The sequence below is a fragment of the Mesorhizobium sp. M0615 genome (genome assembly GCF_040320805.1).
GTDB lineage: Bacteria > Pseudomonadota > Alphaproteobacteria > Rhizobiales > Rhizobiaceae > Mesorhizobium.
Genome location: NZ_JAMYQI010000024.1, coordinates 1 through 19,804 on the forward strand (window position 1 = coordinate 1; position 19,804 = coordinate 19,804).

The following is a 19,804-nucleotide window of genomic DNA, read 5'->3' on the forward strand; positions in this document are numbered from 1 at the left end:
CCTTCGCGGGAATCAGGTGACGTGAACAATCACCAGCCTGCCATGACCGCCCCCTCTCAGCGAATTTGCAGAACTCTCAGCACACACTACCCGGCGCGCCCTGTATCTCCGCCCTTGCATCTAGACCTCAGTAATTTGCCGAGATCAACGCTTACCAGGTCTCCCTCCCCCTTGTGGGGAGGGATTAAGGGTGGGGGTAGGTGCCGGGCAAACATCGAAGAATGGGGGGAGCGCCCTATGTGATTGCCCTGCATCAGCGTTGTCTGGAGCCTCAGTTCAAGCCGGCGAGCAGCGCCTGTGCCTCGGCGAGGTTTTGTTCCGAACCGGCGGCGAGTTCGTCCATCTTGCGCTCCTTGAAAATGACGAGCGCATCCTGGCAGGCGGCGATGGCTTCCTCGGCAAGCGCCTTGTCCTTGCGGGCAGCACCGAGGTCGACCAGCACGTCGCACAGGCTGTCCTGCGTGAAGGCTACGGCCGGCACCGAATTGATCTTCTTTTGCACGGCGATTGCCTCGCGCAGGATCGGCACCGCCTCCTCGAAGCGGGCGACGTTGTTCTCGGCGCGGCCGGCAAGCATCAAGGCATAGCCGACCTCGTTCTGCACGCTCGCCCATCGGTCGGGGTCGCGGTCGCGGCCGACCTCATCGGCCAGTGCGCGGTTGGCGGCGATCTCTTCATCGAACACCGCCGACTCCGGCGCCTTGTCCCTAATCATGGCGAGCACCCGGGCGAAATCGCCCTGCGTGCGGACCCATTGCTCCGGCGCCCGCTCACGAGTGCGCACGCTCTGTATGCTGCGATAGATGGCGGCCGAGCGCTTCAGCAAGGCGACATCGTTGCGCCAGTAGCCCAGCGTCGACAGCGCGCTGGCCAGATTGGCCTGGTTGCGTAGCCACTCATCGGCGTCTGTGTCGCGGGCAATCACGCTGAGCGCCGCCTCGTAGGCCTGAACCGACTTCGCCATTGTGTCCGGGTCGGAGGTAGCGCTGGCCTGCATCATCCGCGCGTTGCCGAGATCGCCTTCAACGGAGGCCCACAGTGTGCGATCGGGCAACGCGGCATAGACGGCGAGCGCCGCCTCGTGCGCGGTCGCCGCCCTCTGGTAAAGAGACGGATCGTTGCTGCTACCGGCAAGGTAGTAGTAGGCGCTACCGAGATTGTTCTGCAGTTGTGCATGATCTTCCGGCGCCGTGGCGCGGTCATAGAAGGGCAAGGCCGCTTCGAGCGCAGTCACCGACTGGCTGAAGTCATCGGCGTTCCGTGTCCTGTCGCCGAGCACGAGCAGGACATGGCCCAATCCCCATTGTGTTGCCGCAAAAGAGACCGGATCGCTGTCGCGAGTCTGCACCTCGAGCGCCGCGCGATAGGCTGTCACCGAGCGTTCGAGCGCCTCGACCGGGCCGCCATTGGCCTTGCCCAGCATGGAAAGGGCGATGCCCAGCCGGTATTGCGTCGTCGCCCAGTCGGTCGGGGCGCCCTCTCTGGTCCGCACCGTGAGCGCGGAATCATAAGCGGCGACCGCCTGTTCGAGGATCGCCCTGTCGCCCGCACGGGCACCCCAGGTCGACAGCGTGGCGCCGAGATCGTACTCTGTCGAGGCGAAATCGAGGGGGGCAGAGGTGGCGGTGTAGACTTCCAATGCCTTGCTGTAGGAGGCCGCCGACTTCTGCAAATAGTCGGTTCCTGTGTCTCGATTTCCAAGCGTTGCATAAACGAAGCCGAGATTCTGTTGCAGCGAGGCCCAGTCGAGCGGCAGCTTTTCACGCGTATATTCAGATAGCGCCGCCTCGTAGGCTGAGACCGCCTTGAGCAACATGGCGTCGTCGTTCTGCCTGGCGCCAAGACGATGCAGTGCGTTGCCCAGCGTCAGCTGGCCGTTCGCCCAGTCGGCCGGCGCGCGCTCGCGCGTCCGAACCGAAAGCGCTGCCTCCGCCGCCTCCCGCGCGCGCTGCAACGCGGCGATATCGCCGTTGATCTCGCCGATCGACTCGAATGCGGTGCTCAAATTGTTCTGGATCGTCGCCCATTGCGCCGGCGCGCGTTCCCTGGTCATCTCCTCAGCCGCCGCCTGGAAGGCCGCGACCGATTGCTCAAGCGTCGGTACATCCTTTTCGCGCGCGCCGAGGCTCGCCAGAACGACACCCAGATTGATCTGGCTCAATGCCCAGTCGAGCGGTACGCGATCCCGGCGATATTCTGTCAGCGCGGCGCGATGCGCCGATATCGCTGCGCGAAAGCTGTCGCTCGTCGGCTCGCGCTCGCCCAGTTCGGACAGCACAACGCCGAGATTGTTCTCGGTCGCCGCCCATTCGAGTGGTAGTTTCTTCGACCCCTGAACCTCAAGCACCGAGCGGAAGGCGGCGACCGCCTTTTCGAGCAGCGCGGTGCCGTTCTCGCGCCGGCCGAGCTGCCAGTAGACCGCGCCTAGATTGCCGAAAGTCCTGGCCCAGTCGTCCGGATAGGCGTCGCGCGTGTAGACGCTCAGCGCTTGCTCAAAGGCGGCTGCCGACTTGTCGAGATTGTCGCGGCCGGCCTCGCGCTCGCCCAGTGTCGACAGAGTGATTGCGATATTGTTTTCGGTGGCCGACCAGCGGATCGGCGCGTTTTCGCGCGTCACATAAGTCAGGCTCTTTTCATAGGCCGCGACGGCCTGGAGCAGAAAGGCGTTGTCGCCCGAAAAAGAGCCGTGCGCGGAGAGCGCCTCGGCTTCCGCTGACTTGTAGGTCCAGGCGTCCTCGTCGCTCCATTTTTCTACCTCGTCATAGGCCTTGGCGTAATCTTGAGCCGCCTTCAGATAGTCAAAGGACAGTTCATAGGTTTGCGCACTGCTGGCGAAAACCTCCGCAAACTCCTGCCGCCGTGCCTTGATGTCGGCCTCCGCCTGATCGACAGTCGTTGACAGTTCGCCGACGCGCGCCTTGGCCTGCTCGTGGAATTTTTTGGCGGCCTCGAGCGCGCCCTCCCGTACCGCCTGTTCGGCGAGCCCGGTCAGCCTGACGATCTCCGGGTCCTGGCTCTTCAGCGCGGCCTGCTCGGCCAGCACCTGTTTCAGCCGCTCGGTCTGGCCGCGCAGCAATTTGTCGAGTTCGGCCGGATCCTTGGGTATGTCGACCCCGAGCGCCTTCAGCATGGCGTAGAGTCCATCCATCGGCACCTTGCCGTCACGCGCTATGGTTTCGATCTGGCGGCGCTCCGGATCGGGTAGCGTCGAGATAGTCAGCAGGAGCTGGCGCCGCTCCCTTAGGATTTCCCCCTCGTCGCCTTTCGGCGCCTCGGCGGGGGTACCGAAATAGAGCAGCCGGCGCAGGCTCTCATTGACCCAGGGCCGCTGCTGGCCATTGGTCTTGAGATAGACCTCCTCGCCGATCATGCGCAAAACGGTGCCGAATTCCTCGCCGCCCATCGTGTCGATGTGGCGCAGGATCGCTGCCGCATAGGGGCTGTTGCCATCGGCCGGACCGTCCAGCGCAACCTTGCCGGGCTCGGCGGCAAAGGCGATGACCTGGCCGAGGCTGTCGTCGACCGAGCCCTTGGCCTCGGCGCCACCTTTCAGGGAAACCACGCCGCGCGTTTCGCCGAGACCGCCGGCGCCGATCGGCTTGCCTTCGTCGCCCGGCGCCAGCTTCAGGAGCGTGCCCGGCGGGAACGGATCGTTGCGGCAGGCGTCCAGCAGAACGATGGTGACCGGCACCTTGGCCTTCAGTTCGGCGACGATGGACGACAGCGGCACCAGCTTTTCGCCGGCATTGTCGAGCGCCGAGATATCGGCATCGACAGGGACCAGATAATTCTCGCCGCCGGCTTCGATGCCGTGGCCGGAATAGTAGATGATGGCGACATCGGCGCCCTCGGCATCGTCGACGAAGCCTTCGAGATCGCGCCGCAATTTGCGTGCGTCGCGGTTGGTGGCGACATTCGTCTCGAAGCCGAGCTTGTCGAACATCTCCTCGATGGCGCGGGCGTCGTTTTCCGGATTGGGCAGTTTGCCGACATGCTGGTAGTCGGACTGACCGATGATGAGCGCGACGCCTTTCAGCGCCTTCGGCTCTTCAGCCAAAGCGGGGCCAAACGCGCATAGGCACACCAGTGCCGCGGCAATTGCCGCGCACATGCGCCCTGTCGCACCTGCCGTTAGCCCAAAGAGCATTCTCTACCCCAAAACCCAACACTATCTTCCGCAGGCGAGATGGCATCATGATGGCCGGCCGATGGCAAGTCCTGGGCGAGCTGTGTTCTTGTCATGGGGAATGCGTACGAGGCGGCTGGCTTTCAGCGTGCGAGCGGTAGTATTCAGCATGCCGGATACGGCCAGTCCGGCCTGTTCATGAGTTGACAGGTCCGGACTTGTTGAGCAGTCGTCCGGCCCCGTAGAGCCTCTTTCTCTCAATGTTTCCGGGCGAGGGGGCCACGGTTGGATGCGCGGGATTGGCACTTTTACGTCAGCCGGCTTTTTTGGTCCGCAACGAGACCCCGACTTCGCGACTGCATCTTTTTAAAATCAAAGGAATGAACTGGTGCTGCGAGAGAGGATTGAACTCGCCTATCTCGACCGTAACTATCTGTTTTATCTTGCGAAATTCAGCTCGCCAACACGATCTGTGTACCACCTCTGTGTCCGGCAAGCAATATCATCTGATCGCGCTGGTACGCCTATACGCCTCTTATTGACTGAAGCTGCTTAAGGAAGCCCGTGAATTTTCGAAGGGTGTCCAAATCTGCCGGAGTGATCCCATCCGGATCGAAATGAGTGACATCGTTTCTGATCTTCCTTACTTTATCCAGGTCGCCACAGAATAGACCTCTGTCAATCTGAAGCCCAAGCGAAGACCACCTCTCTGGATGCTCCAAAAGCCTAATGTATTCTCCGAAAGTGAGATCGGAAACGCCGTTTATTTCCCTCGATTTCGATCCCGGCTCTCGAATAGAAAGAAGCTGTTTGATCGAAAAACTCTCGCTTATGATGTTACGAACCATGTTCTCGATTTCACTTAGCAATAGGAATGGCTCTGTCAACAAAAGAAACTGCAAGCTAAGGTCTGTAGCTGTTATAATTCCAGTTATTCTATTTCCGTCACCTCTGACCAAGACATAATCATACTGAACTATAAGTCCAATTGCATCAAATATTGATGATGCAGAGCCAACTTCGCAGGCTGTCTCCATATGATGCCGAACTTCTTGACCGCCGTAACCAAGGGCCAACCGCGCTCCTATAGACTTCCAGCTTACGATGCCCTTCAATTCGCGCTCACTTGTCATCACTGGCAGCTGCGAGAAGTCGCGCGAGAGCATAACCGTTACGGCCTCGGAAAGGAGCGCGCCTGGATTGATAGAGACAACCCCGCCGTTCGCCGCTGCTAACTTGCTTATTCTGTAGGTGGGGTCACGACGGACCCAATTCGCTTGCTCCTCCACGGGATGATTTGGATCGTCATTAGCTGCTTGCGCCTCAGATTCATGCTCGACAGCGACCTCAATCGCCAGTTGAAACTCGATCAGCGCATCAAGCCAGCAAGATTCAAAATCAGGAACTGTGTTGATACCAACTTGAGCCAGTTCGCGTCGAATTTGACTAACGACCCACCCTCCGCGACGCTGAGCCCCAAACCAACCTAGAAACGTCCGTGCAGTGATTGGCGCAACGGTGCGCCCAGCTTTGAGATCCTCGACGATCGCCGCGAGTTCCTGCTTCATCAAATCAATCCTTGGACCGCACGGAGAAATAACAACCCGGTATTACAGAAAGAGTTCGCGCCTTTCAAACCTTTGCGCTGCCAGCTCTGCAGCGCCCTCCAAGTCTTTTCCAATGTGCCGAAGCACTTGCCCTCTGGACCTTGGGAAGACGTGCAGTTCTTTCGCGCTCGTTCCATCTCCCCACCGCTTGTGAGTTCCAGAGGCCATGCGGTGGACCAGTTTGGCAGCTTGGACGCGCTTGAACTCCGATTTGGACTCGCGCTGCGGATCGTTTTGGATCGCAAGTTCGGTCGTTAGCCACGCCGCAATCACCTGTCGAGGTTCCACGGCGGCCTTACGAAGCCTCGCCCAGGCGGCTTTGGCCCGAGCTTCAGGAGACAGCCCGCGAAGTCTGAACGCCTCTATGTGCGGCCCTGCGGCCCGGTAGAGCGTCTCCACGCGGTCGACTGCATTGCGCACCCATTGGTCCTCGGCGTTCGCCTCCAGCCAAGCGAGGGCTGCCTTGCGATAAGGCGCGAGTTCCTTGGCGGTGTAGGAGCGCTTGTAAGGGCTGCCGTGGCGGGAATAGTGGTCGGAGTGCTGACGGCAAAAGCGCGTGTCCAGACCATCGTCGGTGCCAGCTCTCGCGGGCCTCTCGCATCCGACGACACGGCAGCGCGTGAACATGTGGCTTGGCTCTGCAGCTCGGGCTTTGACCTCACTCTTGCGCTCGCGCTTCCTGATCCAATTCGTACTCAATCTCGAGTCCCTCTATGGTGAGCTGCGGGTTTCAACCCGAAGGGGATAGGCAAGGCTTTACCTGGGGAGATCAGGGAGAGAAGAGATCAAGAGATCATCTCCTCTTCGAGTAATCCCCTTCATGCTTCCACCGTCACAGTGCCTTCCAGATGGGCATATCGATGGAAGGTATCGAGCATGATTTCCTTGGCAGTGGAGACAGCATAGGCCGGGACCATCACAGCGTCGTGGATCGGCAGTGCCACGATGCCTTGATCTTTCAACGTGAGCAGCACGTCGATCATGATCTGGCTTTCTATGAACTGAGCATCATGCCCAAGACCACGGTGGAAGCAGTTCCTGATCAGGGGGTGCTTTGCCTCGATTGCCTCCACCACATCCCCGACCTTGTAGCTCCGGGAGAACAGCCGGCGCGTTCCCTTCGGGAAGCGGTTCAACGTGTCTGAAGCGAAGATCATGGCGCTCATGACCTTCTTGATCCCGGGCCGGTTCAAGCCGTAGCCCCAGATGTCATAGAGGTCCTCAAATGGCGGCTTGTGACCTGCCATGCCGTAGAGGATGCGTGGCCCGACCTGCCCGTAGTCCAGTTCCACTGCGCGCTCGCCGCTGATCGATAGTCCCTGTCGGCGCTCATCTTTGCGAAGGCTCTGCCAGAAGCCACCGAACAATCTGCCTCCGCTGTCGAAACGGCACTGAGTGAAGATACGTCGGAGCCTCCGGTCACGGATGCTGAACTGCGTCCTTGGCCATGGAAGGCCCTCCGGGTCGAACCGTAGATCGGCATCAGCGATCCACTGGTTGATCACGCCAAGTTCAGCCCGATATCGCTCCGTGTCCAGGGTGTCGCCGTACTCCTCTAATCCGCCTTCGTCCCAATGGTTCTGGCGGTCCTTGATGCGCTTTAGGACAATGGTCTCGCCGTGCGGGTGTTCATCGAGGTCGTCGATCCCGATCTCGTGTTCAACGAGCCGATCAAGCAGCCGGGAACCGGGTCGGATGACCGTCGCTCTCGCGGCGCCCTCTACCGGGGCAGCGATGAGCTGTTCGACATAGGCCATTTCCGGCTTCGCCATGAGGTCGAGAATGTATGGGAACATTTTGCTGTAGGCGCGTGGACGATAGCGGCTCTTCGCGCCGAGTACACGATTGGAGCGCGTAACGTAGATGTCGCCCGACGTTCCAGCGAGGTGATGGTGCATGAGGTCCGACAGGATGGCGTCAACCGTCAGGTCGAACGTCTCCTGGTCACGGGCGCGTCGCTTGTTCGTCCTGAGGCCGAAATGGGCTTCGCAGCTTAGCAGCAGTTCGATCGCTTCCTTAACGATGGCCTTTGCATTCTCCGATGCGGCGAACCGATAGGCGTTGAAGCGCCTGTCTCGTTCATCCTCTTCGTCACCCAGTTCGATCAGAGCCGGCGTGATCTGGTCCATCTACACAGTTCCAATCGTTGAAATAGCCACCCCGCATACGCGGGCACATTAACAGCTATAAGGAGGCAAGGTGTCGCGGGGCGGCGAAGCGGTTCGCTCTATGGCGCTACCACGTCCTGCGGCGACAGCACGCGATAGACCGACGCCTTGCTGAGCCCTGTCGCTTTCATGATCTCGGGAACCGTCTTGCCCTGATCGTAGCGCATCCGCCTGATTTCCGCGGAACGCTCCGGTGTTGCCTTGAGCTTCCTGCCAAACTTGGTCCCGTCTGCCTTTGCCTTGGCAATACCATCCATCTGGCGCTCTGCCCGTATGGCTGTCTCGAACTCTGCGAACACCGCAAGCATCTGCAGCATCGCACGACCCGCCGGGCTGCTGGTGTCGATCTGCTGGTCGAGAACGCGCAAGGACACTCCATCCTTGTCCAGCCCCCGGACGATGTTCAGGAGGTCGGTGGCGGAACGAGCCAAGCGATCGATGCGAGTTATAAGGAGGGTGTCGCCTCGTCTGAGCGCTCTGAGGCACGCCTTCAGCTCCGGCCTTCCCGTGTCAAGCCCTGACCGCTTCTCCTCGAAGATGTTCTTGGGCTCTACTCCAGCCGCGAGCATCTTGTCGCGCTGCACCTCCAGCGACTGGCCGATGGAGGAAACACGGATGTAAGCGAGGTCGGCCATAGCGGGGTCTCTCCGAAATGTCTAGAGTTTGTGAGACATCATTTATGAGACATGAAATGAGACGTGTCAACGTTTGATCTCGGAAGCTATACATTTTGAGGCATTCGGCGCTGTCAGCTGTAACGTTCCCGGAGGGCACCTCGAAGGACCGGGTCAGGCCGCTCACCGCTAATATCCACGCGACGATTGAACAGACCTCGTTCAGCACGCCATTCGAAGAACTCATCACGCGTCTTCGAGGTCTTCGCCAAGTTACAAGACTCGCAGCATAAAGTGAGGTTGGACGCTTTGTTCGTTCCACCCCTGGCCACCGGCGTCAAATGATCCACATGGCCGCGACCGTGAAGCGGTTCAGAGCAGAAACGACACCGATCCTTCAGAACTATCCGAAGGCTCGGAAGATCACGCGGCATAGGCGCCGCATTTCCAGCCGACCTATCTGTTCGACGCTCAATGCGCGCCCGAACATTCGAAGGATTGGCGGCATCATACTCCCTCGTTCTGGCCGCCATGCACCGTCTGCATTCGGATCGGAATCTTATCGACGAGCTGCCATCCTTGCGGACTTCCTTCTTCTGCCCAAAATGCTCCCTGTTCAGAGGCAGAACCTCGCCGCATTTGCTGCACGCCTTACTGTCCATTCACTGCCTCGACATCCTCCAGAAAGCCGCAGGAATTAGGCTAAGGCGGCTCAATTCTCAACTCCCATGCGCCACTATGCGACCACTTCGGACATAGGAGTCCGGCCCATGGAGGGTCGTAGCGCGGTATTTGGCGCGGTAAGGCGAGCGCAACTCAAGGTCCAGCCGTGGACACGGGCTTGCATTTTGGGGGCGAATGACTCAGAGGGGACGCTATGATGAGCGCGAAGGGCAATAAATGACCAACAGCAAACACTTCCTCCAGGTAGCTACCTCGATAGCTGATGCTGGTGCTGTTCCTGAGCTTAGCACTGGATGCTTGATACAGGCTCGTGACGGTTTTGGCGAGTTGCCCGAAAGTGTTGGCGTGCTGCTCGACAGAAAGAATTGGACCGCCGCGAAGCCACAAATTAGGGTGTTTGCCACGATCAACCGGAAGAATTTCTTCGGGGTCCGCTGGGTTCCTACCGTCGGGACGTATGACGCGCGTGCGAAGGCCGACCTGGAGTTTGACCACTACTTCGTCCGTGAAGTCGAGATGGCAGAGGGCATCGGCTCATCAGTCAACCTCCTTGTGTGGTTCCGCGAGCCGCCTGTGATCTTGCCCAGCAGCCGCGCCAGCAGTTCTCGCACCGCCGTCCTGTCCATCGCCGCCGGGCTCAAAGCTCGATATGAGGAATTGCTCGATCAGCTTCGGAAGCACCTGTCGGTGACCAGCGCTACAACCCTCGCGATATCGACCGATAACGGCCGAGTAGAGTATCAGTTTGGACGCGAGGGCCGGGCGGAATACGCGGACTCGGTAGCAAAGGGCCTGACTGCACCTAACTGGTAAGAAACGGCAGCCATCTATGGGGTACGGGGGTGATTTCCGGATTGCCACATATTGGATGGGCCGGACACATTTCTGCACCAAACATTTCCGGCTCACTCCGAGTTGCGATTGTTAACCCGATACGGTGTATTGACCCCTTAATCGGGAGGGGTCGCGTGGAATGAATCAGCAGCAGCTTTCGTCGTTCATCTGGTCCGTCGCGGACCTGCTACGGGGCGATTACAAACAAGCCGACTACGGCAAGGTCATTCTACCCTTCACCGTCCTGCGGCGTCTCGACTGTGTGCTGGAGCCCACCAAGGATGCCGTGCTGGGCGAACATGCGGCCAAGACCGCGCTAGGCATGAACCCAGAGCCCTTCCTGCTGCGTAAGGCCGGGCAGACCTTCTACAACACCTCCAAGCTCGACATGCGCAGGCTGATGGGCGATCAGGACAACATCGCGCAGAACCTGTTCGCCTACATTCAGGCCTTCTCGCCTGACGTTCGCGACATCTTCGAGCGCTTCGAGTTCGCTGCTCAGGTCGACCGGCTCGCCAAGGCGGGGCTGCTCTATCAGGTCACCGAGAAATTCGCCCGCATCGACCTACATCCCGGCAAGGTCGACAATCACCAGATGGGCCTCATCTTCGAGGAGCTGATCCGCAAGTTCTCGGAACTCTCCAACGAGACCGCCGGTGAACACTTCACGCCGCGCGAGGTGATCCGCCTCATGGTCAACCTCCTGTTCGTCGAGGATGACGACATCCTGTCGAAACCCGGCGTGGTCCGCACGATCTACGACCCCACCGCTGGCACCGGCGGGATGCTGTCGGTGGCCGGCGAGCATCTCATCGAACACAACGACAAGGCCTCGCTCGTCATGTACGGGCAGGAGTTGAACCCGGAGTCCTATGCCATCTGCAAGGCGGACATGCTGATCAAGGGGCAGGATGTCGCCAACATCGTCTTCGGCAATACCCTGTCCGACGATGGCCACACGCACGAGAAGTTCGACTACATGCTGTCCAATCCACCCTTCGGTGTCGAATGGAAGAAGGTCGAGAAGGAGGTTCGCCGCGAGGCGGAGCAGCAAGGCTTTAATGGCCGTTTCGGCCCGGGCCTGCCGAGGGTCTCCGACGGGTCCCTGCTGTTCCTCATGCACCTCCTCTCTAAAATGCGGCCTGCGGTCGATGGCGGAAGCCGGTTCGGCATCGTGCTGAACGGCTCGCCCTTGTTCACCGGCGGGGCTGGCAGCGGCGAAAGCGAGATCAGGCGCTATGTGCTGGAGAACGATCTGGTCGAGGCCATCGTCGCCCTGCCCACCGACATGTTCTACAACACCGGCATTTCCACCTATGTCTGGGTTCTGTCCAACCGCAAGCCAGCCCACCGCAAGGGCAAGGTGCAACTCGTCGATGCTTCGAGCTTCTGGCGCAAGATGCGCAAGAGCCTCGGCTCCAAGCGCAAGGAGATGGGCGACGACGACATCGCTACCATCACCAAGCTGTTCGGTGGGTTCGACGGGGCGAAGCTTGCGACCGTGCTGGACGCCAGTGGCAAGGAAGCGGCGCGGCAAGTGGTGCTGGAGGGCGAGCAGCCTCCGGTGGCCCCTGAAGGCGGCAAGGTCAAGCTCGCGCCTCTGTCGCTTATCTTCCCGAACGAGGAGTTCGGCTACCGCACCGTCACGGTCGAGCGCCCCTTGCGTGATGAGAAAGGGCGGGTCGTGCTTGGCGAACGCGGCAAGATGAAGGGCAAGCCGCAGCCCGACAGCTCTTTACGCGACACCGAGAACGTGCCGCTCGCCGAGGACATCGACGACTATTTCCGGCGCGAGGTTCTGCCCCATGCCGAGGATGCGTGGATCGACCACGAGAAGACGAAAGTCGGCTATGAGATCCCCTTCAACCGGCAGTTCTACGTCTTCGAGCCGCCGCGTCCGCTGGCCGAGATAGATGCAGACCTGAAGCAGGTCACCGACCGTATTCTGACGATGATTGGGGAGTTGTCGGCGTGACTGGCGAGGAATTGAGAGAAGCGATCAGGGCTTTGCTGGCAGGGCATCCGGCGATTTCCGTTTCGTCCAAAGGCCATGCGACACATGCCGAACGATATGTCGCGTCCAACGGTGCGCCGCTGGGGTTTGAGCCCGCTCGGGTCAGGCACCAGAACCTGTGGGTTCGTGCCGACAGCGTGCGTGTCAGCCGCCTCAGCGACATCGACAGTGAGCCCTACGACCATTCGACGTTCGCCGTGAGCAAGCCGAACCACAATCTGTTTGGAGAGGCTACGTTCAAAGACGCAGACCTCATCTGCTTCAAGGTGACAGACCTGTGGCAGGCGGTTCGTGTCATTGCAGAGGTTGCAGGTGGAGGCAACTCGAAATGAGTCTTCCGCTCTACAACAGGTATCAGGATAGTGGCACGGACTGGCTCAAAGAAGTTCCAGAACATTGGAACCTACGGCGTCTCGGGTATTACTTTGCAGAACGCCGTGAGAAAGTAAGCGACAAAGAGTTCGCAGCTCTATCCGTGACCAAGAACGGCATCGTGTCGCAGCTCGAAACGGCCGCTAAGACGGACGACGGAGACAATCGAAAGAAAGTGGTGGCAGGGGATTTCGTAATCAACAGCCGATCCGATCGGAAAGGCTCGGCTGGCATTGCCTCCCAGGATGGCTCGGTTTCGCTGATCAATACGGTCCTGACACCTGTTGCCGGCGTCGACCGCTGTTTTGTGCATCATTTGCTTCGCAGCGTAGCATTCCAAGAGGAATATTATCGATATGGGAAGGGCATCGTTGCCGATCTATGGAGCACCAACTACTCGGAAATGAAGGCCATCACCTTGGCCATGCCTCCTCACCCGGAGCAATCCGCCATCGCGGCCTTCCTCGACCGCGAGACGACCAAGATCGATGTGCTTATGGAAGAGCAGAAGCGGTTGATCGAATTGCTCAAGGAGAAGCGCCAGGCCTTCATTTCTCACGCGGTCACCAAGGGGCTCAACCCCGATGCAAAGATGAAGCCCTCCGGCGTCGAGTGGCTGGGCGAGGTGCCCGACCATTGGGAAGTGCTGATGCTGAAGCGGTGCTTCTCGTCCGTTGACTATGGCATCTCTGATAGCCTTGAGCCGGATGGGGTAGTGGCAGTCCTACGCATGGGCAACATTCAAGATGGCAAAGTGGAAGTCGATGATCTCAAGTACATCGATCAAGTCGATGAGGGCCTCCTGCTGAGGACCGACGATCTGCTCTACAATCGTACAAACAGCCTTGATCTCATCGGCAAAGTTGGGCGCTTCATTGAACGTGATGGCCCGACGACATTCGCATCCTATCTGGTGAGGCTTCGGACTTCGGACAACTGTGATCCAACCTTCATGGCCTATCTGCTGAACACGGAGGGGGTGCTCGGCAGTGCCCGCTCTCGTGCGTTCGTCGCCATCGGCCAATGCAACCTCAATCCAACCCGCTATGGTGAGATCGTTGTCGCGATACCGCCGCCATCGGAGCAGCGCTCCATCGCGAATGTGTTGGACGCACGGATTGCAGAAATAGGTCCACTCGCCACTGAAGCGCAAAAGACCATTGGCTTGCTTCAGGAACGCCGTGCCGCCCTGATTTCTGCCGCCGTCACAGGCAAGATCGATGTGCGGAATTTCGCGGTGGTCGGGACCGGTGTCGCAAAGGAACTCGCCTATGCCGATCTTTGAGATCACCGATGACAAGCTACTCGCAGTGGCTGAGACGAGTTTCGGCGCTCAAGGCATTTATGAGCGCAAGCACATCCAGCGGCTCCTGCGCGACGACATCAAGGTTCTCGACGAACGCCTCATGGTCATCGCCGAGGAGTTTGGCGGATGGCTGGACAGTTCTCGCCGTATCGATCTCCTCTGCCTGGATGGTGACGCCAACCTTGTCGTCGTCGAGTTGAAGCGGACGGAGGATGGCGGACACATGGAACTGCAGGCCCTGCGCTATGCCGCCATGATCTCCGCCATGACATTCGAGCAACTCGTTGACACCCATGCCCGCTTCAGGAACGCAGTCCAGCCGGACCTTGAGGCGGCCAAGGGAGCGATCCTGGAGTTCCTTGGCTGGGAGGACGCCGATGAGGAACTGTTCGGGCAGGACACCCGCATTGTTCTGGCATCAGCGGACTTCAGCAAGGAACTGACGACGGCTGTCCTGTGGTTGATCGATCGCGGCGTCGACATTAGGTGCGTGCGCCTCAAGCCATACAGGATGAACGGTGGTCCGGTGCTGATCGACATCCAGCAATTGATCCCACTACCCGAAACGGCCAGCTATCAGACCCAGATTGGGGTGAAGAAGCTGGCGGAGAGAAAGTCCCAGGGTGAACGCCATGAGCTGCGCTACAAATTCTGGGAACAGATGCTCGATCATGCGAGGAAACACACTCCGATCCATGCCTCCCGAAAGGCGACGCGCGATGGATGGGTCTCGGGCAGCATCGGTCGCAGTGGCTTCTCGCTTCAGTATACGATCCGCAAGGAGGACTCCCAGGTCTCCCTGTGGATTTCACTCGGCAGCGGAATGCGCGAGAAGAATAAAGCCGCCTTCCATCAGCTTCTGAATCAACGGACGGAAATAGAGGGCGATTTCGGCGCGGAATTGGACTGGCAAGAGTTGCCCGAGTCCGACGGATGTCTCATTCGCCACGTCATGCCCGGAGGTTACAAATCATCGACCGACCAATGGCCCGACATTAACCAGCGAATGACTGATGCGATGATCAGGTTGGACAAGGCGTTCCGTATGAGAGTTGGGGCACTGCAGCTGTAGGGACGGTGGATGAGCCTGCACAAAGAGATCAGCTTCGAGGTTGAAGTCTGCGACCACCTTGCCACCAGCGGTTGGCTATATGCCCACGGTGATGCAGATTCCTATGACCGGACGCGCGCGTTGTTTGCCGCCGATGTCGTGGACTGGGTCAAGGGGAGCCAGCCGAACGCCTGGGATGCCCTGACGAAATCCCACGGCGCTGCCGCCGAAGGCACGCTGCTCGACCGCATCCGAAGACAGCTCGACGAACGCGGGACGCTCGACGTGATCCGGCATGGCGTCGAGATGATCGGCCTCAAGGCCCCTCTGGCGCTAGCCCAGTTCAGACCGGCGCTGGCGATGAACGCCAACATCCTCGCCCGCTATCAGGCCAACCGGCTGCGCGTCGTGCGGCAGGTGCGCTATTCGCTCGCCAACGAGAACGCCATCGATTTGGTGCTGTTCCTCAACGGGCTGCCCGTCTCTACCATCGAGCTGAAGACCGACTTCACTCAATCTGTCGCGGACGCTGTCGACCAGTACAAGTTCGACCGGTTGCCGAACCCCAAGGGGCAAGCGCCCGAGCCGCTGCTGAGCTTCCCCAGCGGCGCGCTGGTCCACTTCGCGGTCAGCAACGCCGAAGTGATGATGACCACAAGGCTCGAAGGTCCGCAGACGCGCTTCCTGCCCTTCAACAGGGGCAATGGCGGCGGCAAGGGGAACCCGCTGAACTCGAAGGGTCATCCCACGGCCTACCTGTGGGAGGACATCTGGCAGCCTGACTCGTGGCTCGAAATTCTCGGGCGCTACATGGTCGCCGAGCGCGACGCCAAGAAGAAGATCAAAGGCCTCATCTTCCCGCGCTTCCACCAGCTCGACGCCACGCGCAGACTTCGAGCCGCCGTTCTGGCCGAGGGCGCTGGCGGCAAATACCTGATCCAACACTCGGCGGGCTCGGGCAAGACGAACTCGATTGCCTGGTCCGCGCACTTCCTTGCGGACCTGCACGACGACAAGCACCGGAAGGTATTCGACACGGTGCTTGTCGTATCCGACCGAAACGTCATCGACACCCAGTTGCAGGAAGCGATCTTCAATTTCGAGCGCACCACTGGCGTGGTCGCCACCATCAAGAGCGAAGGCGGTGCCAAGAGCGGCCAGCTTGCGGAGGCGCTCGCGGGCGGCAAGAAGATCGTCGTCTGCACTATCCAAACCTTCCCGTTCGCCCTCAAGGCGGTACAGGACTTGGCGGCATCACAGGGCAAGCGGTTCGCCGTCATTGCCGACGAGGCGCACTCAAGTCAGACCGGTGAGGCCGCAGCCAAGCTGAAGGCCGTGCTTTCCCCCGAAGAACTTGCCGAGCTGGGCGATGGCGGCGAGGTAAGCTCGGAGGACATTCTGGCTGCCCAGATGGCGGCACGGGCGAGCGACAAGGGCATCACCTATGTTGCCTTCACGGCGACGCCCAAGGCCAAGACGCTGGAGCTGTTCGGTCAGCGCCCGCATCCCGACCAGCCCGCCAGCGAGACAAACCTGCCAGCGGCCTTCCATGTCTATTCTATGCGACAGGCCATCGAGGAAGGCTTCATCCTCGACGTGCTGCGGAACTACACGCCCTACAGCCTCGCCTTCAAGCTCGCCCACGAAGGCAGGGAGATGGACGACACCGAGGTCGAGCGCAGCGCGGCAGTCAAGTCCCTGATGCGCTGGGTACGGCTGCACGACTACAACATCAGCCAGAAAGTGCAGGTGGTGGTCGAGCATTACCGCTCGCTGGTGCAGCCGCTGCTCGACGGCAAGGCCAAGGCAATGGTGGTGGTGGGTAGCCGCGTCGAGGCGGTGCGCTGGCAACTCGCCATCAACAAGTACATCCGGGACAAGGGCTACCAGCTTGGAACGCTCGTCGCTTTCTCGGGGGAGGTCAACGACCCGCCGAGCGGACCCGAAGCATTTAGCGAAACCAGCAAGGAGTTGAACCCTGGCCTGAACGGTCGGGACATCCGCGAGGCCTTCAAGCTGCCCGAGTACCACATCCTTCTGGTGGCCAACAAATTCCAGACCGGGTTCGACCAGCCCCTGTTGTGCGGCATGTATGTCGACCGGCGGCTGGCGGGCATTCAGGCCGTGCAGACGCTCTCGCGGCTCAACCGCGCCCACCCGGGCAAAGATACGACCTATATCCTCGACTTCGTCAATTCGAGCGACGATATCCTCAAGGCGTTCCAGACCTACTACCAGACCGCATCGCTGGAGAATGTGACCGACCCCAATCTCGTCTTCGACCTGCGGGCCAAGCTGGACGCCCTTGGGCACTACGATGATTTCGAGGTCGACCGGGTGGTCAAGGTCGAGCTGGACCCGGCGTCCAAACCGGGCGACCTCGTCGCGGCCATCACACCTGTCGCCGACAGGCTCTTGCGCTCCTACCGGGACGCCCAGGAGCGGTTGCGCATAGCCCGGTCGAAAGATGATACCAAGGCAGCCAAGGACGCTCAGGACACGATGGACGCTCTCGTGCTGTTCCGTGCCGACATGGGTGCGTTCGTGCGTCTTTATGCGTTCCTGTCGCAGATATTCGACTACGGCAACACCGCCATCGAAAGCCGCCACATCTTCTACCGCCGCCTCATCCCGTTGCTGGAGTTCGGGCGCGAGCGGCAGGAGATCGACGTTTCCGGGCTGGTGCTGACCCACCACAAGCTGGCCGACAAGGGCAAACGCACGCTGGCATTAGGCGGCTTCGGAGAGCCGTTGCAGCCGATCTATGACGCCGGTTCCGGATCAGTGCAGGAGAAGCAGAAGGCGCTGCTGGCCGAGATAGTGGCCAGGCTGAACGACCTGTTCCAGGGCGATGTCACCGACGACGACCAGCTCATCTATGTGAACAACGTCATCAAGGGCAAGCTGATGGAGTCCGAGACGCTCGCCCAGCAAGCTGCCAGCAACACCAAGGAGCAGTTCGCCAATTCTCCTGATCTATCCAAGGCGATCCTCGACGCCGTCATCGACGCTTTCGAAGCGCACACGACCATGAGCAAACAAGCGCTGGACTCCCCAAAGGTCCGGGAGGGGCTCAAGGACGTTCTGCTGGGACCAGGGCAGCTTTATGAGGCGTTGCGGCAGCAACGGGAGCAGGCAGACATTTCTAGCTGACGGCATTCGACGGGGTGGGGTGAATAGATGGGCAAAGGCGGGTATTTCGGGGGAAGTACGGTTGTTGGAGGGTTCGGATGGTCCTCGTTTGACCCGGCTTCTCCAGGACAGAAATACAACAAAGCGAAATCGGCAACGGGTGGACGGGCAGCTAATACGAACAGCCGAAAGCCGCGACGGATCAAACGGCCTCCAGATCTGAATGCCTTGAGGCTCATGTATCTTGATGCGATCATCGATGCTGCGCTTCGATCCCAGCCAGCACCGGCACCACCGAAACGGGCGCGTGCTGATCTTAACGAGGCCACGAAGCTGGCTGGCGGACCCGTTGCGTGGGCGAGAGCCCAGCCAGAGTTTGCAAAAGCATTGGACAAGCGGCAAAGAAAGCTAGGCGGGAAGACGCGCCAGGAGGCCCAGGCCGTCGCGGTGACAAAGGTTGCCGTCCCAGCCTCGGCCGGGCGCACCGTCCACCCATTGGGCGCCGAAGCCCGCCAGACCCCCAAGACGGCATCAATCGAATCCCTTTGCAAGGAACGTGCGAGGTTGAACGTGACACTGTCCGAAGCGGAGAAGCTTGCCCGTAGCTGTAAAGAGTCGATTGCCAAGATAGATCGTGAACTTGCTGTGCTGAATACTAGCAGGAAGTAGCTCGGCGGATGACCCAAAGAGTCGGGACAATTCTGACTGACGTCGTTTCACATTGGTGATAGGCTGGCGCCTCCTTTGACAGGAGAGGCCATGAAATCGCATCTGATAGTGTGCGCCATATTTGCCGTGTCGTTGGGTGGAACTCCCGCTTTGGCCGATGATGCTGCGCCCGCCAAAGACACCGTCGTCGCCGGCAAGATCATCGGGAACGGTCGAGCACCAGACAATCCAGAATGTAAAGATAACAAGAGCGGGGCCGACTGTCAGAAACCCAAAACCGAAGCGATTGTTGAGGCGCCGGCAAAAGCTAAGGCTGCCCTCGTATCGAAGTAGCCCGGCGCGCACCTGAACCTAGTTAGGTGGCAAGCGCCGTCCTGAAGCGGCGATGACCTGCCTACTCCATGTCCGGCACGTCGCCACCCACAAAGAGCGTCGTCGGTTCGCCGTACTCGCCTATCGCCGGGTTGGCCTCACGCGACCACGCAGTGACCCCGGCATGTTTCCCCGCCAAGCCCTTCGCGGTCCTTATCGCCCGGTCTTCGGTCTGCTGCTCGGCTGGCCCAAACACAGGCTGAAGGTCGCCGCTCTCGTCGCGGTCGAAGGCGGTGACCACGATGAGCTTGGGGGTTTTCTGCCGCGGAAGGATGCTGTTAGACATCTTAAGATTTTGAACCTTCGCTGGCGACCAGTCGCACTCATTTGAATTGCGTCACGAGCATTTTGGTAGCGAAGCCAATATCGATCGGCTTGCCGTCCCATTTCCCGATGCGGGTCCGCTGACCGAACTCGCCTATGATGCGCTCGTGACCTTCCAGATGGCCCTTTGCTTTGCCATTTATTGGGTAAACAGAGAACAAGCTCGGCATTGCGCCGAGAACCGCGTAAAGCCCTCCGCCCTGCTCTTCTAGGCCATTTCTCAGACAGTAGGCCAAATAGACGCCGTCGATATCGTGGCCTCGGCATGTAGTTAGGGGGCCATCGTACGTCGCCCCCAAGAGGACCAGCGCCTTCTGCCGAACCTCTTCGGGAACGTTGCTGGCCGCGCCATAGCCGGTCTGCTGTTCGACCTGGGCCGGTTTCAGTGGCTTTTGCGCTTCCGATGTTGCCGAAGTGCCGCCCGACGCAAAGTACCAGATGACGGCACCCCAAAAGAATACGGGGCCGACAACAGCGCTCACTCTTCCCATTGTGATTGTTCCCCAAACAGCCGGAGCGTTACTTGCACAG

Annotated in this window: 15 protein-coding genes; 7 read left to right on the forward strand and 8 right to left on the reverse strand. The window is 59.9% G+C overall.

Going from position 1 to position 19,804, the window contains the following annotated elements; translation table 11 throughout:
• Window positions 1-271 precede the first annotated feature (271 nt).
• The 6 genes from NKI46_RS28730 to NKI46_RS28755 form a co-directional block, all read right to left on the reverse strand.
• Entirely contained in the window at window positions 272-4,147 is a 3,876-nt protein-coding gene (locus NKI46_RS28730; protein WP_352749180.1) for a caspase family protein, read from the reverse strand.
• Between the two features lie 503 nt (window positions 4,148-4,650).
• A complete protein-coding gene (locus NKI46_RS28735; protein ID WP_352749183.1) occupies window positions 4,651-5,694 on the reverse strand; it encodes a CBS domain-containing anti-phage protein in 1,044 nt (347 codons plus the stop codon).
• A 42-nt stretch (window positions 5,695-5,736) separates the two neighbouring features.
• Window positions 5,737-6,360 carry a hypothetical protein gene (locus tag NKI46_RS28740; RefSeq protein ID WP_352749186.1) on the reverse strand — a complete coding sequence of 208 codons (624 nt, stop codon included), beginning with the start codon at window positions 6,358-6,360 and terminating at the stop codon, window positions 5,737-5,739.
• Between the two features lie 191 nt (window positions 6,361-6,551).
• A complete protein-coding gene (locus NKI46_RS28745; RefSeq protein ID WP_352749189.1) occupies window positions 6,552-7,862 on the reverse strand; it encodes a hypothetical protein in 1,311 nt (436 codons plus the stop codon).
• A 98-nt stretch (window positions 7,863-7,960) separates the two neighbouring features.
• Window positions 7,961-8,536: a recombinase family protein gene (locus tag NKI46_RS28750; protein WP_352749191.1), complete on the reverse strand. Its 576-nt coding sequence runs from the start codon at window positions 8,534-8,536 to the stop codon at window positions 7,961-7,963.
• 113 nt (window positions 8,537-8,649) lie between these two features.
• Entirely contained in the window at window positions 8,650-9,177 is a 528-nt protein-coding gene (locus NKI46_RS28755; protein WP_352749194.1) for an HNH endonuclease, read from the reverse strand.
• 238 nt (window positions 9,178-9,415) lie between these two features.
• On the opposite strand from NKI46_RS28755, the gene NKI46_RS28760 reads away from it, so the two are divergent.
• The 7 genes from NKI46_RS28760 (at window position 9,416) to NKI46_RS28790 (ending at window position 18,910) form a co-directional block, all read left to right on the forward strand.
• Window positions 9,416-10,012: a hypothetical protein gene (locus tag NKI46_RS28760; protein ID WP_352749197.1), complete on the forward strand. Its 597-nt coding sequence runs from the start codon at window positions 9,416-9,418 to the stop codon at window positions 10,010-10,012.
• 160 nt (window positions 10,013-10,172) lie between these two features.
• On the forward strand, window positions 10,173-12,008 hold the full coding sequence (locus NKI46_RS28765) for a type I restriction-modification system subunit M (protein ID WP_352749200.1): 1,836 nt from the start codon (window positions 10,173-10,175) through the stop codon (window positions 12,006-12,008).
• A complete protein-coding gene (locus NKI46_RS28770) occupies window positions 12,005-12,379 on the forward strand; it encodes a hypothetical protein (RefSeq protein ID WP_352749202.1) in 375 nt (124 codons plus the stop codon). Before NKI46_RS28765 ends, NKI46_RS28770 begins: the two co-directional genes overlap by 4 nt.
• On the forward strand, window positions 12,376-13,704 hold the full coding sequence (locus NKI46_RS28775) for a restriction endonuclease subunit S (protein WP_352749205.1): 1,329 nt from the start codon (window positions 12,376-12,378) through the stop codon (window positions 13,702-13,704). Before NKI46_RS28770 ends, NKI46_RS28775 begins: the two co-directional genes overlap by 4 nt.
• Window positions 13,691-14,797, forward strand: a complete 1,107-nt coding sequence (locus NKI46_RS28780; RefSeq protein ID WP_352749207.1) for a DUF4268 domain-containing protein — start codon at window positions 13,691-13,693, stop codon at window positions 14,795-14,797. Before NKI46_RS28775 ends, NKI46_RS28780 begins: the two co-directional genes overlap by 14 nt.
• 9 nt (window positions 14,798-14,806) lie before the next feature.
• The gene (locus NKI46_RS28785; protein WP_352749209.1) at window positions 14,807-17,929 is read left to right on the forward strand and encodes a type I restriction endonuclease subunit R; all 3,123 of its coding nucleotides are present in this window, start codon (window positions 14,807-14,809) and stop codon (window positions 17,927-17,929) included.
• Window positions 17,930-18,667: 738 nt separating this feature from the next.
• Window positions 18,668-18,910, forward strand: a complete 243-nt coding sequence (locus NKI46_RS28790) for a hypothetical protein (protein WP_352749211.1) — start codon at window positions 18,668-18,670, stop codon at window positions 18,908-18,910.
• A gap of 61 nt (window positions 18,911-18,971) precedes the next feature.
• On the opposite strand, the gene NKI46_RS28795 is transcribed toward NKI46_RS28790, so the two are convergent.
• Together NKI46_RS28795 and NKI46_RS28800 are read right to left on the reverse strand one after the other, a co-directional pair.
• Window positions 18,972-19,235 carry a hypothetical protein gene (locus NKI46_RS28795; protein ID WP_352749214.1) on the reverse strand — a complete coding sequence of 88 codons (264 nt, stop codon included), beginning with the start codon at window positions 19,233-19,235 and terminating at the stop codon, window positions 18,972-18,974.
• A 37-nt stretch (window positions 19,236-19,272) separates the two neighbouring features.
• On the reverse strand, window positions 19,273-19,755 hold the full coding sequence (locus tag NKI46_RS28800) for a hypothetical protein (protein ID WP_352749217.1): 483 nt from the start codon (window positions 19,753-19,755) through the stop codon (window positions 19,273-19,275).
• Between the last annotated feature and the right edge of the window lie 49 nt (window positions 19,756-19,804).

Excerpts from the sequence above, each read along its gene's own strand:
- NKI46_RS28730 (WP_352749180.1), bottom strand. The coding sequence starts at position 4,147 with ATGCTCTTTGGGCTAACGGCAGGTGCGACAGGGCGCATGTGCGCGGCA.
- NKI46_RS28735 (WP_352749183.1), bottom strand. The coding sequence starts at position 5,694 with ATGAAGCAGGAACTCGCGGCGATCGTCGAGGATCTCAAAGCTGGGCGC.
- NKI46_RS28740 (WP_352749186.1), bottom strand. The coding sequence starts at position 6,360 with ATGTTCACGCGCTGCCGTGTCGTCGGATGCGAGAGGCCCGCGAGAGCT.
- NKI46_RS28745 (WP_352749189.1), bottom strand. The coding sequence starts at position 7,862 with ATGGACCAGATCACGCCGGCTCTGATCGAACTGGGTGACGAAGAGGAT.
- NKI46_RS28750 (WP_352749191.1), bottom strand. The coding sequence starts at position 8,536 with ATGGCCGACCTCGCTTACATCCGTGTTTCCTCCATCGGCCAGTCGCTG.
- NKI46_RS28755 (WP_352749194.1), bottom strand. The coding sequence starts at position 9,177 with ATGGACAGTAAGGCGTGCAGCAAATGCGGCGAGGTTCTGCCTCTGAAC.
- NKI46_RS28760 (WP_352749197.1), top strand. The coding sequence starts at position 9,416 with ATGACCAACAGCAAACACTTCCTCCAGGTAGCTACCTCGATAGCTGAT.
- NKI46_RS28765 (WP_352749200.1), top strand. The coding sequence starts at position 10,173 with ATGAATCAGCAGCAGCTTTCGTCGTTCATCTGGTCCGTCGCGGACCTG.
- NKI46_RS28775 (WP_352749205.1), top strand. The coding sequence starts at position 12,376 with ATGAGTCTTCCGCTCTACAACAGGTATCAGGATAGTGGCACGGACTGG.
- NKI46_RS28780 (WP_352749207.1), top strand. The coding sequence starts at position 13,691 with ATGCCGATCTTTGAGATCACCGATGACAAGCTACTCGCAGTGGCTGAG.
- NKI46_RS28785 (WP_352749209.1), top strand. The coding sequence starts at position 14,807 with ATGAGCCTGCACAAAGAGATCAGCTTCGAGGTTGAAGTCTGCGACCAC.
- NKI46_RS28790 (WP_352749211.1), top strand. The coding sequence starts at position 18,668 with ATGAAATCGCATCTGATAGTGTGCGCCATATTTGCCGTGTCGTTGGGT.
- NKI46_RS28795 (WP_352749214.1), bottom strand. The coding sequence starts at position 19,235 with ATGTCTAACAGCATCCTTCCGCGGCAGAAAACCCCCAAGCTCATCGTG.